Here is a 14,522-nt window from a genome sequence, read left to right as displayed (position 1 = left end):
CGCATGAGTATCGCGTTCCTCCTCACCACCCTCGTCGTGGTCGCCACCCCCGGTACCGGCGTCGTCTACACCCTGGCCGCCGGACTGTCCCGCGGCCGTCGCGCGAGTGTCGTCGCCGCCTTCGCGTGCACGCTCGGGATCGTGCCGCACATGCTGGCCACCGTCACCGGAGTCGCCGCTCTGCTGCACGCGAGCGCGACGGCTTTCCAGATCCTCAAGTACGCCGGTGTCGCCTACCTCTTGTACATGGCGTGGGCGACGCTCAAGGACAAGGAGGTCATCGTGGTGGACGAGGGCGCGGCGCCGCTCTCCTCGGGGCGCGTGATCGTGCGGGGCGTACTGATCAACATCCTCAATCCGAAGCTGACGATCTTCTTCTTCGCGTTCCTGCCCCAGTTCGTCGACCCGGGCGAGGCGAACGCCCTGCCGCGCATGCTGGCGCTCGGCGCGGTGTTCATGCTGGCGACGTTCGTGGTCTTCGCGGCGTACGGGGTGCTCGCGGCCTCCGTCCGCAGTCACGTCATCGCCCGGCCCCGGGTGATGGCATGGCTGCGGCGGTCCTTTGCCGGGTCGTTCGTGGCGCTGGGGGCGAAGCTGGCGGTCACGGCCCGCTAGCTCTGGACCCACCTTGAGCGGAGTTCGTCGCGCAGTCGCCGGGCGACCTGGCCCATGAGGGCGTCGGCGCCCGGCTGTCGGCCGGCGGCCACCCGGGACTCGGTCAGCACGGCTATTGCGTAGCTCTGGCCGTCGGCGTGTTCGACGACGCCGACCTCGTGGCGCAGGTTGAGCAGCATGCCGGTCTTGGACGACCAGGTGGAGGCGTCGGAGTCGAAGTCCGGCGCGAGGCGGTTGCGTACGAGGTTGTTGGCCATCAAGTCGCGTACCCGGGCCGCGATATCGGGGTGGATCGCCGAGGGCTCGGGGCGGCCGCCGCCCTCGGTTGCGGGCCGCGACCGCCACAGGGCCTGGAGGAGGTCGACGAAGGCCCGTGCCGTACCGGTGTTGGCGCGTGAGATGTCGAGTTGCGGGACCCGGTGGCCGCGCCCCGGGGTGCCGGCGTCGATCGCGAGGGCGTGCGCGAGGTGTACGTCCGCCGGGTCGAAACGCTCCACCGGGGTTTCCATCAGCTCGCGCATGGTGTGCCGTACGGCGATGCCGCGCAGCCCGAACTCGTGCAGCACCGCCCCCACTCGGTCGGGCGGCGTGAGTGCGAAGAGGGCGTCGGCGGCGCTGTTGTCGCTGATGCAGGTGCTGAGATAGAGCAGGTCCTCGACGGCGATGCGGGCCGCGTGGCGGAAGCGGCTCAGGCCCGTCGGGCCGGGAGTGGTGATCCGGCCCGGCGGCACCTCGATCACCTGGGAGCCGTCGAGGTCCCCGCGCCGGATGCGCTCCAGCGTCACCAGGGCGAGCGGGATCTTCACGAGGGACGCGACGGGTAACTCGATGTCGGGGTCGATGCCGATCTCGTCGCCGCTCTCCAGGTCCCGGACGAGGAACGAGCCGTACAGACCGCCCTCGCGCAGGTCCCGGCGCAGATCCCCGAGCAGTCGCTCGGTGCTGGTGGTCATGCTGCCGCCTCCGAGGGCTCCGTCGCGTCGAGGCACCGGGCGATGCCCCGCGCGCATGCCTGTCGTACGCGGACCGCGTCCACGTCCGCCTCGTCCGCCACGGCCAGCGAGAACCCGCGTGCGAAGCCGGAGCCCAGCTCGCCGACCGGCCGCCAGTGCAGGCCGAGTTCGCGGGCCTGCGCGGCCGAGCACAGCAGTGCGTCGCCGTGGCTGAGCACGTCCGCCGCGGCGGTGGCCACGGCCGGTGCGACGGCCAGCTGGGCCGGGCGCAGCCCGACGGCGTCGCGCAGCCGGGCGAGCCGGTCCCGGACGTGCGGCACGTCGTCCTCCGGCTGGAGCCACACGCGCCGGGGCCGCCGGTCGCGGTCGGCCCGGCCGGGGCGCAGGGTGTCCAGGTAGACCGGCCCGCCGCCCGGGTCCTGCGCGACCGCAAGCCCCAGCGGCACCGTCCAGGTCGCCTCGGTGGGCGTCACCGCAAGCAGCGCCGCACGCACCTGCCGGGACGTGACGAGGTCGGCCCGCTCGGCCGGTCCGGCGGGAAAGGGGTCGAGGAGGACCCCCTGCTCGTGCGCCTCGGCGATGAGGCGGGCGAGGGCTGCGGTCGGGCAGACGGCGGGGACGGCGAGCCGCAGCGGCCGGTGCCGGGCGGCCTCCGCCTCGTGCTCGAACCGGTCGGCGAGCCGCACGAGTTGCCTCGCCGTCGGCAGCAGGTCCCGGCCGAAGGGCGTCAGCGTCACCGTCCGCGAGGACCGGTCCAGCAGCCGCTCGCCGAGGCGTTGTTCCAGCGCGGCGATACGGCGGCTCACCACCGACTGGGCCGTCCGGGCCGCCGCCGCACCCACCGTGAAACTGCCGTGCTCGCTCACACTGACGAACGCCCGGCATGCCGCGACAAGATCCACGAGCCCCACTATGCCAAAACAGCATGGAGCCGAGCGTTCGAGTCTTGGACCTCGGCGACCCGATGGCCCCAGAGTGGTCGCCGCCCAGGGATTTCCCCGGGCACGCAGGTACCGCATGCCCCTCGACGGCTTGGAGGTCCATCCCATGACGTATCCGCTTCGCATCCGCCGCAGCGCCGCCTGGGCGGCGGCAGGCTTACTCGCGCTCGCCGCGCTTCCGGCGTGCGGTCAGCAAACGGCGTCCGGGGCCGGCTCACCTGCCGGTGCGGCGCGATCCGCGTCGCCGTCGGCGGCTGCGAAGCCCGTCGCCGGTGCGTTCCGGGCGCTGGAGCGGGAGTTCGACGCGCGGCTCGGGGTCTACGCCCTGGACACCGGCACGGGCCGGTCGGTCGGCTACCGGGCGGACGACCGGTTCGCTTACGCCTCCACCTTCAAGGCGCTGGCGGCAGGTGCCGTCCTCCGCAAGTTCGGCACGGACGGCATCGACAAGGTGGTCACCGCCTCGCGCGACGACGTGGTCGCGGACTCGCCCGTGTCTGAGAACTTCGTCGAGAAGGGCATGAGCCTGCGGGGGCTGTGCGCCGCGACGCTCTGGTACAGCGACAACACGGCGGTCAACCTGCTCCTCGACGAACTCGGCGGTCCCGACGGCCTGGAGAAGGTGCTTGAGGATCTCGGCGACGACGTCACCGAGATGGACCGGTACGAGCCGGACATGAGCGAAGGCAAGCCGGGCGACATCCGCGACACGAGCACACCGCGCGCGATGGCGGGGAGCCTGCGGGCCTTCCTGCTCGGCGATGCCCTGAAGCGGGACGAACGCGAGCTGCTCCGACGGTGGATGACGACGAACATGACCGGTCACACACTCATCAGGGCGGGCGTCCCCGACGGCTGGGAGGTCGCCGACAAGAGCGGCACCGCCGGATACGGGGGACGCAACAACATCGCCGTGCTGTGGCCGGACGACGGTGGCAACCCCATCGTCATGGCGGTCATGTCCACCCGCGGCGAGCAGGGCGCCGAGCGCCGTGACGCCCTGCTCGCGAAGGCCGCCACCGTGGCGGTCGAGGGCCTCGGCCGCTAGGGCCTGTCCGCCTTCTGCTCCGGTCAACGCCCTTGCAGTGACCTCACGTTGTCGCCGAACGTCCAGTTCTTCGAGCCGTCCCAGTTGATCGACCAGGTCATCAGGCCCTTGAGCGAGGTGCCGTAGTGCCGCCAGGCCTGGGCGACGAGGGACGGGGACAGGTAGCCGCCGCCCGCGCCCGACTGCGCGGGCAGGCCCGGTACCTGCTTGTCGTACGGCACCTTGACGGTCGTCCCCTGCACGACCAGGCCCTTGTCGAGGCAGTCGGTCTGGGCGACGAAGCCCTCGACGGTGCCGGCGGAGTAGGAGTCGCCGGAGCAGCCGTACATGCTGCCGTTGTAGTACTGCATGTTCAGCCACCACAGGCGGCCGTTGTCGGCGTACTTCTTGATGACGGGGAGATACGCGCCCCAGATCGAGCCGTAGACCACGCTGCCCCCGGTGACGTACGCCGTCTCCGGGGCCATCGTCAGGCCGAAGCCGGCCGGCATCCGCGCGAGGACGCCGCCGATGATGCGGATCAAGTTGGCCTGGGACATGGACAGTTGGGTGATGCTGCCGCTGCCGACCAGGCCCGTCTCGATGTCTATGTCGATGCCGTCGAAGTTGTATTTCTTGAGGATCGGGACGATCGTCGCGACGAACCGGTCCGCGACGGCGGTCGAGCTGAGGTCGATGCCGGCCGCCGCGCCGCCGATCGACAGCAGGATCGTCCGGCCCGACGCCTTCGCCGCGCACATCTGCGCGGGCGTGGCCACCTTCACGCCCGCGTCCATGCCGTCCTCCCAGAGCGCGGTGCCGTCGGAGCGGATCACCGGGAAGGCCGCGTTGATCACGTTGTAGCCGTGCGCGGCTATCCGGGAGTCGGTGATCGGGGTCCAGCCGAAGGGCGGGTGGACCCCGTTGGCGGCGCCGTCCCAGTTCTCCCAGTAGCCCTGGAGGACCTTGCCGGACGGCTTCGGCTGCACGGCACAGGTGTCGGCCGTGGGGGCGGCGGAGGCGGTGGCGGCGACGGGGAGTTGGGCGAGGCAGGCGGTCGCCAGGGTGGTGGCGAGCAGGCGCAGGGCGCGGCGGAGCATGCGGGCCTCCCGGTGGGGGTGCGGTGAGGTGTCGTAGGCATGACAGTGCTCGTGGTCCAGACCTCCCGTCAATAGGTCTGGACCATTCTGGATGACTGGCTTCCCGGCAAGTATGGAATGACAGCTAACAGCTAACAGCTGACAGATATTGAAATCTGTCAGCTGTCATGTCAGAGTGCATGCATGACGAAGACGCAGACCCGCACCCTCGGAACCACCGGCCCCCAGGTCTCCGCCCTCGGCCTCGGCTGCATGGGCATGTCCGGCATGTACGGCGAGGCGGACCGTGTCGAGTCCGTCGCCACCATCCACGCCGCCCTGGAAGCCGGCGTGACCCTGCTCGACACCGGCGACTTCTACGGCATGGGCCACAACGAACTGCTGATCAACGAGGCCCTGCGCACCGCCCCGGCCGCCCTGCGCGAGAACGCGCTGCTCAGCGTCAAGTTCGGCGCCCAGCGCGGCCCGGACGGCGACTGGTACGGCTTCGACGGGAGGCCGACCTCCGTGAAGACCTTCGCCGCGTACTCACTCCAGCGCCTCGGCGTCGACCACATCGATGTCTACCGCCCCGCCCGGCTCGACCCGGACGTGCCGATCGAGGAGACCGTCGGCGCCATCGCGGAACTGGTCGAGAAGGGGTACGTCCGCCACATCGGGCTCAGCGAGGTCGGCGCGGACACCATCCGCCGGGCCGCCGCCACCGCTCCGATCGCCGACCTCCAGATCGAGTACGCGCTCATCTCCCGTGGCCCCGAGCGGGAGATCCTGCCCACCCTGCGCGAGCTGGGCATCGGCGTCACCGCGTACGGCGTGCTCTCCCGCGGGCTGATCTCGGGCCATGTCACGGCCGGCCAGGAGTATGCGGCGACCGACTTCCGCGCCCACTCGCCCCGCTTCCAGGGCGACAACCTCCAGCACAACCTCACGCTGGTCGAGTCCCTGCGCAAGATCGCCGAGCAGAAGGGCGTCTCCGTCGCGCAGATCGCCATCGCCTGGGTGCTCTCCCGAGGTGGGGACATCGTGCCGCTGGTCGGCGCCCGCACCCGCGAGCGGCTCGGCGAGGCCCTGGGCGCCTTGGACGTGACCCTGGACGCGGCCGACCTCGCCGCCATCGAGGCCGCCGTACCGGCGGACGCGGCGGCCGGCGAGCGGTACGCCCCGGCCCAGATGGCCATGCTCGACAGCGAACGCTGATCGCGGTGCCGGGTACCGTCTAGGCATGCCTCCGACCAGCGAGACCCTGACCGCCGAGCGCATCCTCGAAGCCACCGAGGAGGTGCTGCGCCGCCACGGACCGGCCAAGGCCACCGTGGTCGACGTGGCCCGCGCGCTCGGCGTCAGTCATGGCAGCGTCTACCGGCACTTCCGCACGAAGGCGACGCTGCGGGACGCGGTGACGAAGAGGTGGCTGGACCGTACGTTCGAGTCCCTCTCCGGGATCGTCACCGCCGAGGACCTCGACCCGGAGGCCCGCCTGCGCGCCTGGTTCGCGGGCCTGTTCGCCGCCAAGCGCCGCAAGGCGGGCGACGAACCCGAGCTGTTCGCCACGTTCTCGGTGCTCGCCACCGAGAACGGCGAGGCGGTCGGTGAGCACATCGCCGACCTGACCGGCCAGCTGACCCGGATCGTCCAGGCGGGCGTCGACGCGGGCACCTTCACGGCCGCCGACCCCGCGACCACCGCCCGCGCCCTCTTCCACGCCACGGGCCGCTTCCATGACCCGCGCTATGCGCGTGACTGGGAACAGCCCGGTGTGGAGGGGGAGTTGGCGGCGGTCGTGGATCTGCTGGTGCGCGGACTGCGGGCCCGGGACTGAGCCGTCACGGGATGTCGAGGTCCTTCGTCGTACGCCCGAGGTAGGTGACCGGGCCCGGGTCCGGGACGGAGATCTCATGGAAGCCCAGGCGGTCGCAGAAGGCCCTGGCCCTGCCAGGTGGGGAGCAGGTCGATGTGCAGGTGGGCCGGGTAGGCCGCGACCTCCGGGACGAGCATGCGTTCCGGGTGGTGCAGGAGCCGGATCATCGCCTCGTCCGGGGTGCCCGGCGGCCCGGACGGCTCGGGGATGGGGGTCCCCCCGCTCGAGCGAAGTCGAGAGTGGGGGAGCTCGGCCGCCGACGGGAGCCACTCGGTGCGGAAGCGCTCGACGAAGCGGGGTGTGTCCGCGGCGCCGAGAACGTAGCCGACCGCCCGGCCCGCCCCGTCGTCCAGGACGAAGGCGAGGTCCGGTTCGAGGACGACGTACGGGATCGCGAAGATCGTCGGGAAGATGCCTGGGGCCTTGTAGTGCGGCCGACTGTCGCCGCCCTCGTGTGCCGTGCGGACGCAGATGTCCTCGACGGCCTCCCGGTCCGCAGGCCCGTACCGACGGATGCGCGTCATCGGTCCGACTGCGCCTCCGTCGGATCCACCGTCGCCTGGTGCGCCTCCGCCAGATGTTCCTCCGCCTTCAGCCAGGGCAGGAACTGCGCCCCCTGGCGCCAACCGCAGGTGTCACATCTGATCGTGCGCTGCGCGCCCTTGCGCTGTACCCGTACGACGTGCTCCCGTCCGTGTTGGTCCCAGCGGCTCACCTTGCTCGTGTTGATCTCCAGCATGACGCCTCCAGCGTCCGAGGACATCGAGTCCGCGTGCGCAGCCCTGAGCGGCCCTGCGCAGCAAGGAGTGTGCAGCAAGACCAACATCAAGAGGGACTCTTCCCCGGCGAGTTGACCAACCTGTGGCCACACCCTCACAAGTCCCTCAGCCGATCGTGCGCGGCAGACGCAGGCTGAGCAGCCCCGTCAGCGCCACTCCGGCCAGCTGGACCAGGAGCGTGGTGACCAGGGCGTCCTGCATGCCCAGCGTGGGGATCAGGGAGAGGAAGAGCGTGCCCAGCGTCGCCACACCCAGGGCCAACGACGACTGCTGGGTCGTGATCATCACCCCGCTGCCGACGCCCGCCCGCGCCGCCGGCACCTCGGAGAGGACGATCCGGAAGACGACGGGGAGTTGGAGGGCCTGGCCCGCGCCGGCGATCGCCGCCCCGGGGAGCAGTTCGACGAGGCCGAGGTCCGGCCAGGAGCGCCAGGCGGCCAGGGCCATCAGGGCCACGCCGACCGCCTGGATCGCCGCACCGGCGGTCACGACCCGGGTGCCGTAGCGGGCCACCAGCCGCGGACCGGCCAGCGAGACGAAGAAGAACACCACCGCCATGGGAGCCAGTGCCAGTCCCGCCGCGACCGGGCCCCGGCCCGCGCCCTGCTGCAACGCCACCGCGATCACGAACATGAATCCGCTGAAGCCGATCGAGAACGGCACGATCATCACCAGGCCGCGCCGCAAAGACGTGAGCTCGAACAGGCTCGGCGGCACGAGCGGCGTACGGCCCTGACGGTCCGCCCTGCGCTCCACCGCGTAGAACGCCCCCGCCGCGAACGGGAACGCCGCCAGCGACAGCCACGTCCACAGCGGCCAGCCCGCCGCCCGGCCCTCGGTGAGCGGGGCCAGGAGCGTGAGGAGGGAGACGGCGAGCAGGACCGTGCCGGGTCCGTCGACCGGCTCGGGGTGCTGGGAGCGGGTCTCCGGGACGGCCCGTGCGGCCAGGAAGAGGCCGACGAGGACGACGGGCACGTTCACCAGGAACACCGAGCGCCAGCCGGTGCCCGCGATGTCGGCGGCGACCAGGACTCCGCCGAGGATCTGCCCGGCGACCATGGAGAGCCCTGCGGTGGCGCCGTACAGGCCCATGGCCCGCGCGCGGCGCTGACCGGCGGTGGCCGCCTGAATGGTCGCCAGCACCTGCGGCAGCATCGCCGCCGACGCCGCGCCCTGGGCGACCCGTGCCGCGACGAGGGTCCACGCGCTGGGCGCAAGCCCGCACGCCAGCGACGTCAGCCCGAACGCCGCCATGCCGCCCAGGAAGAGCCGGCGCCGCCCGAACAGGTCACCGAGCCGCCCGCCGAGGACGAGCAGCACGGCGTACGCCAACCCGTAGCCGGCGACGACGAGTTCGAGCACGGCCTCGCTCGCCGCGAGGTCGTGGCCGATGGTGGGCAGGGCGACGTTGACGATGAAGAAGTCGATGAGGGGAAGTGCCGCGCCCAGCAGCACCGTGAAGAGCCCGAGGCCACCGAGTGCGGGTGGCGCCGCGGTGGCGTGGGCGGCTTTGCCTGAAGTGATGGTTTCAGTCACGGTGACGAGCCTGCGCCCGCTGTGAGACTGGTACCAGAGTGTCCTTATCCTGGTAGCGGAAGCACCTGGAAACAGGGTCGGGACGGCGGCAGGCTGGAGGCATGACGACCATGGCCCGGGAGATGACGACCGTGGCTCAGGAGACGGCGGTCAAGGCCCAGGAGACGGTGACCGAAGCCCCTCGCGGTACGGCCGCGTCGGAGATCCGGCGCCATGAACTCGCCGCCTTCCTGCGCCACCGCCGCGAGCACATCACCCCCGAGCAGGTCGGCCTGCCCCGCGGCCGCCGACGCCGTACACCGGGCCTGCGCCGCGAGGAGGTCGCCCAGCTCGCGGCTGTCGGCGTCACCTGGTACACGTGGCTCGAACAGGCCCGGGACATCCAGGTCTCCGTCCAGGTCCTCGACGCCCTCGCCCGCACGCTGATGCTGGACCCCAGCGAGCGCTCCCACCTCTTCCAGCTGGCCGGCGCGGTCGATCCGACACCGGCGACGACCTGCCCTTCGGTGACCCCCGCGATGCGGGCCGTCCTGGAGCAACTGGAGCCGTACCCGGCCTGTCTGCAGAACAGCCGCTACGACATCCTCGCCCACAACCGCACGTACGGGCTGCTGCTGTGCGACCTGGAAGCGGTGCCGCCCGAGGACCGCAACTGCATGGTCCTGTCGTACACGCACGACGAGTGGCGCTCGTCGATCGTGCACCTGGAGGAGACCCAGCGCCTCATGGCCGCCCGCTTCCGGGCCGCGATGGCCGGTCATCTGGGCGAGCCCGCCTGGAAGATGCTCCTGAAGAGGCTGCGCACGGAGTCCCCGGAGTTCTGCGAGGCGTGGGACCGGCACGAGGTGGTGGCTCACCGGAGCAAGCGGAAGGAGTTCCTCAACCGGCATGTGGGGCGTATCGCCGTCGACCACACCGACCTGTGGCTGAGTCCGGAGGTGGGGCCGCGGATGGTGACATACGTACCTGCGGACGAGGAGTCGAGGGAGAAGCTGAAGAAGCTGCACGAAATAACGCTGGCAAGGGCCGTGCCCTGAGGGGGCGCGGGGGCCTGCGCGACCAGCCCCCACCGACCCGCAGTCGCCGAACTACGCAACCACCCTCGACGCCTCGCGCACCTCAGCCGACTCCAGCCGCTCAGCCGTACGTTCAGCAGTACGCCGCGCCCACGGCCCACTGGTCACCGCCCCCACGACGAGAACCATCAGCCCACACCCCGTGAGGATCCACCACCCCGGCTCAGCGGCAGCGACAAACGCGTCCTTGTACGACGACGTCCCCACGCCGGAAGCCAACACCGCCCCGACCACCGCCACACCCAGCGTCTGCCCCAACTGACGGCTCGTGGAGGCGACGGCGGCCGCGACCCCCGCCTGCGCACGCGGCATCCCGGAGACGGCCGTATTCGTGATCGGCGCGTTGACGAAGCCGAACCCGATACCGAACACGGCGTACCCGAGAACCAGCGTGGCGTCGGACTTCTCGGCGTCGAAGAGGGCGAACATCGCCGCGCTCGCCGTCATCGCGCTGCCCGCGATCAGCAACGACAGCCGCGGTCCCCGGCTGCCCACCAGCCGCCCCGACAACGGCGCGCACAAGAACGTCGGCACCGCCATCGGCAGCATCCACAGCCCCGCGTGCAGGGCGTCCAGCCCTCGTACGTTCTGCAGGTACAGCGTCGACAGGAACAGGAACCCGCCCAGCGCCGCGAACGCGCCGATCGCGATCAGCGTGGCCCCGCTGAACGGAGCCGACCGGAAGAACCGCAGGTCGATGAGGGGTTCGGCGCGGCGCGGCTCGTACCGGAGGAGAGCCAGGAGCGCCGCGAACGCGACCGCCGCGAAGGGCAGGACCGTCATGAAGCCGGTGTTCGGCGCCTCGATGATCGCGTACGTCAGTGAGCCGAACAGCGCGATCACCAGGAGCTGGCCCACCGGGTCGAGGCGGCGGGCCTTGGGGGCGCGGGACTCGGGGACGTAGCGCAGGGTGAGCAGGAGGGCGGCGAGTCCCACCGGCAGGTTGACCCAGAAGATCGCGCGCCAGCCCACCGAGTCCACCAGCAGGCCGCCGACCAGCGGACCCGCGGCCATCGAGATGCCGACCACCGCACCCCACACGCCGATCGCCCGGGCCCGCTCGCGCGGATCCGTGAAGGTGTTGGTGATGATCGACATCGCGACCGGGTTGAGCATCGAACCGCCCACCGCCTGCACCATCCGGAAGGCGATCAGCGAGTCGAGGTTCGACGCGACGGAGCACAGTGCCGAGCCGATGGTGAAGAGGACGAGGCCCGTCATGAAGACGCGCTTGCGGCCGACTCTGTCCGCCGTGGAGCCGGCCAGCATGAGCAGCGAGGCGAGGACGAGGGTGTACGCGTCGATCGTCCACTGCAGGCCCGAGGTGCTCGCGCCGAGGTCGCGCTGCATGGCGGGCAGGGAGACGTTGAGGGCGGTGGTGTCGAGGCTCACGATCAGCAGGCTCATGCAGCAGATCGCGAGGACCAGCAGTCGGCGGCGGTGGCTGAGCTCCGGCATCCTTGAATAGTACGCCTAACTAACGAATTTCGCCGCACCCCGTCCGGTGCGTGAGAATGGGTGGATGCCCACGACCGTTTCGCCCACCGTCTCGCCCCTGCAGATCGGGCCGCACACCGTCCAGCCGCCCGTCGTCCTGGCCCCCATGGCCGGGATCACGAACGCGCCCTTCCGGACGCTGTGCAGGGAGTTCAGTCGCGGCAAGGGGCTGTTCGTCAGCGAGATGATCACGACCCGGGCGCTGGTCGAGCGCAACGAGAAGACCATGCAGCTGATCCACTTCGACGCGACCGAGAAGCCGCGCTCGATCCAGCTGTACGGCGTCGACCCGGCCACCGTCGGCAAGGCCGTCCGCATGATCGCGGAGGAGGGGCTGGCCGATCACATCGACCTGAACTTCGGGTGCCCGGTGCCGAAGGTGACCCGCAAGGGTGGCGGGTCCGCGCTGCCGTTCAAGCGGAATCTGCTGCGCGCGATTCTGCGGGAGGCGGTCAGCGGGGCGGGTGACCTGCCGGTCACGATGAAGATGCGCAAGGGCATCGACGACGATCACATCACCTACCTCGACGCGGGTCGGATCGCCGTCGAGGAGGGGGTGACGGCCATCGCGCTGCACGGCCGTACCGCCGCCCAGCACTACGGCGGCACGGCCGACTGGGACGCCATCGCGCGGCTGAAGGAGCATGTGCCGGAGATCCCGGTGCTCGGCAACGGCGACATCTGGTCGGCCGAGGACGCGGTACGGATGGTGCGGGAGACCGGGTGCGACGGAGTGGTCGTCGGGCGGGGGTGCCTGGGGCGGCCGTGGCTGTTCTCGGATCTGGTCGCGGCGTTCGAGGGGCGTCCTCAGGCCATCGCGCGGCCCGCTCTTCGCGAGGTCGCCGACGTCATGGTCCGGCATGCCACGCTGCTGGGCGAGTGGATCGGGGACGAGACGCGTGGCGTCATCGACTTCCGTAAGCATGTGGCCTGGTACCTGAAGGGCTTCGCGGTCGGTTCGGAGATGCGCAAGCGGCTGGCGATCACGTCGTCGTTGGAGGAACTCCGCTGCGGACTGGATGAGTTGGACCTGGATCAGCCTTGGCCACTCGGTGCCGACGGGCCACGCGGGCGTACGTCCGGCAACAACCGGGTGGTGTTGCCGGACGGTTGGCTGAAGGACCCGTATGACTGCGCGGGCGTGAGCGAGGAAGCGGAGCTGGACACGTCCGGGGGCTGATCAGTCCTTCGAGGCGTGCGGGGTAGAGCCGTACGCCGTCAGGAAGCGGTCGCGGAACGCGCTCATTTTCCAGACGGGGGCCTTGGGGGCGGGCTGGAGGCCGTCCGTCCAGTTCCAGGCGGCGATCTTGTCCAGCAGCTTGGGGTCCTTGGCGACGATCGAGATCGGTACGTCGCGGCTGGCCTTGGTGCCGCTGACGCGGGACATCGGCTGGTGGTCGCCCAGGAAGACCAGGACCGTGTCGTCGGTGCCGTAGCGCTCCAGCCATTGGGTGAGGCTGGTGACCGAGTACGAGATCGACTTGCCGTACTCCTGCTTGGAGCGGGTGGAGTCGGAGATGATGTCCGACGGCTTGGTGCCGGACTTCTGGATGGGCTTGAAGAGCGAGCCGTCGCCCAGGGCGTCCCAGTCGACCATCTTCGGGATCGGCGCCCAGGGCTGGTGGCTGGACGTCAGGATGATCTCCGCCATCAGGGGCTTGTCGCGCTTCTTGCTGTGGACCTGGCGCTGGAAGGCTTCGAGGGCGTACTGGTCCGGCATGGTCGACCAGCTGAACTTCGGTCCCTTGTAGCCGAGTTGGAAGGCGTTGTAGACCTTGTCGAGGCCGTAGTACTTCTGTTCCGGCCAGCCCTTCTGTATACCGGGCATGACGCCGACCGTGTCCCAGTCGCCGGTCTTCTGGAAGGCCTTGGTGAGGCTGAGGTGGTCGCTGGCCATGACGGTGCGGTAGCGCTGCTGGTTGTCGATCCACAGGCCGGACAGGGTGGTGGAGTGGCCCAGCCAGCTGCTGCCGCCGTACGTCGCCGACGTCAGCCAGCCGCTCTTCGCGTGGAAGCCGGCCTCCGCGAGTGCCTTGGTGCTGGTGTCGAGGGTGCTCGTGACGCCGGGGGCGATCTGCGGGTCCTGCAGTGCGCTGCGGCCGTAGCTCTCGATGAAGGTGAACAGGACGTCCTTGCCGCGCAGGTCCGGTACCAGCTGGTCGGGCGGTGTGTTGCCGAACGCGTCGGACTTCGCGTCCCTCGCGAACGCCGCCTCGTCGCGGAGGGTGTCCATCGCCCGGTGCGCGTGGACCTTGATGACACCGGCGGTGTGGTCCGCGGCGATCGGTACGCCGGCGACCTGCAGCCCGAACGCCGTGCAGGTGATCCAGACGGTGCCGGCGATCAGGGCGCCCTTGGAGGCGGGTGTTTTGTGGCGGGCCAGGAGGTTGGCCATCCGGACGGTGGCCAGGGCCACCAGGGCGATCAGGGCGATGACGAGGAGGATGACGCCGATCGTGAGGAGGAGTGCGGTCGTGCCGCCGAGGGAGTCCTTCAGGTACGACTGGGCGTCGTCGAGGAGTTCCCAGTCCAGGATGATGTTGAAGTGCCGGCCCAGGAATTCGTTGTAGCCGATGTCGAGGACGTTCAGGGCGGTGAGTGCGCCCAGGGCGGCGCCGGATATCGCCGCGACGATCACGCGGGGGCGGCGGGGGAGGCTGAGGAGTACGGCGGCGCCGATGATGGCCTCCGCGGGGAGGCGGGTGAACTCCCTGGCCTTGAGGTTGCCGAGGGTGTTCGGCATCTGCAGGCAGACGTAGATGAGGAGGGCGGCCAGGGCGGTGAGGGTCCAGCGGAGGTAGGTTCCGGCCGTGCCGCCGGCGGCCGCCGGTTCGTCGTTGGCGGGTGCGGCCTGATCGGTCGGCGGTGCCTCCGCGGCGTCTTCGCTGACGGGTGCCTCGTCGGTCAAGTCGTCGTTCTTGCCGGGCAGTTGACGTAGACGCGTGAAGACAGGCACCCGAAGGTCCTTCCGTGCGAGGCCCCTGGTGGAGTGGTGTGGCGGGCCTCGCTGGGGAGGTGGCGGGTCCGAGGAGGTGCGGGCACGCCCCCACGCCGCCCGGCACGCCGAGAGCACGCACCGAACGGCGCGGGAACGCACCCGCACCTCCTCGGACCCGCCGGGCCCGCCGTCATCCCATACG

13 protein-coding genes and 1 pseudogene are annotated in these 14,522 nt (G+C 70.7%); 6 read left to right on the top strand and 8 right to left on the bottom strand.

Annotated elements, in window-relative coordinates:
- Window positions 1–3 precede the first annotated feature (3 nt).
- Complete coding sequence (locus PBV52_RS14570; RefSeq protein WP_274238780.1) at window positions 4–615, top strand: LysE family translocator; 612 nt, start codon at window positions 4–6, stop codon at window positions 613–615.
- Here the strand turns inward: PBV52_RS14570 and PBV52_RS14565 are convergent.
- Both PBV52_RS14565 and PBV52_RS14560 read right to left on the bottom strand, forming a co-directional pair.
- Window positions 612–1,568, bottom strand: a complete 957-nt coding sequence (locus tag PBV52_RS14565) for a serine hydrolase (RefSeq protein ID WP_274238779.1) — start codon at window positions 1,566–1,568, stop codon at window positions 612–614. The two genes, PBV52_RS14570 and PBV52_RS14565, sit on opposite strands and share 4 nt — an antisense overlap.
- A complete protein-coding gene (locus PBV52_RS14560) occupies window positions 1,565–2,470 on the bottom strand; it encodes a LysR family transcriptional regulator (RefSeq protein WP_274238778.1) in 906 nt (301 codons plus the stop codon). Before PBV52_RS14560 ends, PBV52_RS14565 begins: the two co-directional genes overlap by 4 nt.
- A gap of 145 nt (window positions 2,471–2,615) precedes the next feature.
- Between PBV52_RS14560 and bla the strand changes: the two genes are divergently transcribed.
- On the top strand, window positions 2,616–3,557 hold the full coding sequence (gene bla / locus PBV52_RS14555) for a class A beta-lactamase (protein WP_274238777.1): 942 nt from the start codon (window positions 2,616–2,618) through the stop codon (window positions 3,555–3,557).
- 23 nt (window positions 3,558–3,580) lie between these two features.
- On the opposite strand, the gene PBV52_RS14550 is transcribed toward bla, so the two are convergent.
- Window positions 3,581–4,636, bottom strand: coding sequence for a chitinase (locus PBV52_RS14550; protein WP_274238776.1), 1,056 nt, complete (start codon window positions 4,634–4,636; stop codon window positions 3,581–3,583).
- 183 nt (window positions 4,637–4,819) lie between these two features.
- On the opposite strand from PBV52_RS14550, the gene PBV52_RS14545 reads away from it, so the two are divergent.
- Window positions 4,820–5,833, top strand: a complete 1,014-nt coding sequence (locus PBV52_RS14545; RefSeq protein ID WP_274238775.1) for an aldo/keto reductase — start codon at window positions 4,820–4,822, stop codon at window positions 5,831–5,833.
- 25 nt (window positions 5,834–5,858) lie between these two features.
- Window positions 5,859–6,455 carry a TetR family transcriptional regulator gene (locus PBV52_RS14540; protein ID WP_274238774.1) on the top strand — a complete coding sequence of 199 codons (597 nt, stop codon included), beginning with the start codon at window positions 5,859–5,861 and terminating at the stop codon, window positions 6,453–6,455.
- Between the two features lie 4 nt (window positions 6,456–6,459).
- On the opposite strand, the pseudogene PBV52_RS14535 reads toward PBV52_RS14540, so the two are convergent.
- From PBV52_RS14535 to PBV52_RS14525, 3 genes and pseudogenes are all read right to left on the bottom strand, one after another.
- Window positions 6,460–7,018, bottom strand: a pseudogene (locus PBV52_RS14535) (GNAT family N-acetyltransferase).
- The gene (locus PBV52_RS14530; RefSeq protein WP_274238773.1) at window positions 7,015–7,233 is read right to left on the bottom strand and encodes a hypothetical protein; all 219 of its coding nucleotides are present in this window, start codon (window positions 7,231–7,233) and stop codon (window positions 7,015–7,017) included. The pseudogene PBV52_RS14535 and the gene PBV52_RS14530 overlap by 4 nt, the downstream one beginning before the upstream one ends.
- 145 nt (window positions 7,234–7,378) lie before the next feature.
- Window positions 7,379–8,809: an MFS transporter gene (locus PBV52_RS14525; RefSeq protein ID WP_274238772.1), complete on the bottom strand. Its 1,431-nt coding sequence runs from the start codon at window positions 8,807–8,809 to the stop codon at window positions 7,379–7,381.
- Between the two features lie 122 nt (window positions 8,810–8,931).
- Between PBV52_RS14525 and PBV52_RS14520 the strand changes: the two genes are divergently transcribed.
- Window positions 8,932–9,846: a helix-turn-helix transcriptional regulator gene (locus PBV52_RS14520; protein WP_274249389.1), complete on the top strand. Its 915-nt coding sequence runs from the start codon at window positions 8,932–8,934 to the stop codon at window positions 9,844–9,846.
- 51 nt (window positions 9,847–9,897) lie between these two features.
- Here PBV52_RS14520 and PBV52_RS14515 read toward each other — a convergent pair whose 3' ends face one another.
- Window positions 9,898–11,343 carry an MFS transporter gene (locus PBV52_RS14515; protein ID WP_274238771.1) on the bottom strand — a complete coding sequence of 482 codons (1,446 nt, stop codon included), beginning with the start codon at window positions 11,341–11,343 and terminating at the stop codon, window positions 9,898–9,900.
- 64 nt (window positions 11,344–11,407) lie between these two features.
- On the opposite strand from PBV52_RS14515, the gene dusB reads away from it, so the two are divergent.
- Complete coding sequence (gene dusB, locus PBV52_RS14510) at window positions 11,408–12,562, top strand: tRNA dihydrouridine synthase DusB (RefSeq protein ID WP_274238770.1); 1,155 nt, start codon at window positions 11,408–11,410, stop codon at window positions 12,560–12,562.
- On the opposite strand, the gene PBV52_RS14505 is transcribed toward dusB, so the two are convergent.
- Window positions 12,563–14,338 (bottom strand): CDP-alcohol phosphatidyltransferase, encoded by a 1,776-nt coding sequence (locus PBV52_RS14505; protein ID WP_373921865.1) that lies wholly within the window; start codon window positions 14,336–14,338, stop codon window positions 12,563–12,565.
- Between the last annotated feature and the right edge of the window lie 184 nt (window positions 14,339–14,522).

The sequence above is a fragment of the Streptomyces sp. T12 genome (genome assembly GCF_028736035.1).
Classification (GTDB): domain Bacteria; phylum Actinomycetota; class Actinomycetes; order Streptomycetales; family Streptomycetaceae; genus Streptomyces.
This window is presented reverse-complemented; position numbering and strand designations above follow the sequence as displayed.

Bases quoted from the DNA above. Each gene is read 5' to 3' on its own strand.
- PBV52_RS14520 (WP_274249389.1), top strand. From the start codon at position 8,932: ATGACGACCGTGGCTCAGGAGACGGCGGTCAAGGCCCAGGAGACGGTG.
- PBV52_RS14530 (WP_274238773.1), bottom strand. From the start codon at position 7,233: ATGCTGGAGATCAACACGAGCAAGGTGAGCCGCTGGGACCAACACGGA.
- PBV52_RS14540 (WP_274238774.1), top strand. From the start codon at position 5,859: ATGCCTCCGACCAGCGAGACCCTGACCGCCGAGCGCATCCTCGAAGCC.
- bla (WP_274238777.1), top strand. From the start codon at position 2,616: ATGACGTATCCGCTTCGCATCCGCCGCAGCGCCGCCTGGGCGGCGGCA.
- PBV52_RS14565 (WP_274238779.1), bottom strand. From the start codon at position 1,568: ATGACCACCAGCACCGAGCGACTGCTCGGGGATCTGCGCCGGGACCTG.
- PBV52_RS14570 (WP_274238780.1), top strand. From the start codon at position 4: ATGAGTATCGCGTTCCTCCTCACCACCCTCGTCGTGGTCGCCACCCCC.
- PBV52_RS14545 (WP_274238775.1), top strand. From the start codon at position 4,820: ATGACGAAGACGCAGACCCGCACCCTCGGAACCACCGGCCCCCAGGTC.
- PBV52_RS14550 (WP_274238776.1), bottom strand. From the start codon at position 4,636: ATGCTCCGCCGCGCCCTGCGCCTGCTCGCCACCACCCTGGCGACCGCC.
- dusB (WP_274238770.1), top strand. From the start codon at position 11,408: ATGCCCACGACCGTTTCGCCCACCGTCTCGCCCCTGCAGATCGGGCCG.
- PBV52_RS14515 (WP_274238771.1), bottom strand. From the start codon at position 11,343: ATGCCGGAGCTCAGCCACCGCCGCCGACTGCTGGTCCTCGCGATCTGC.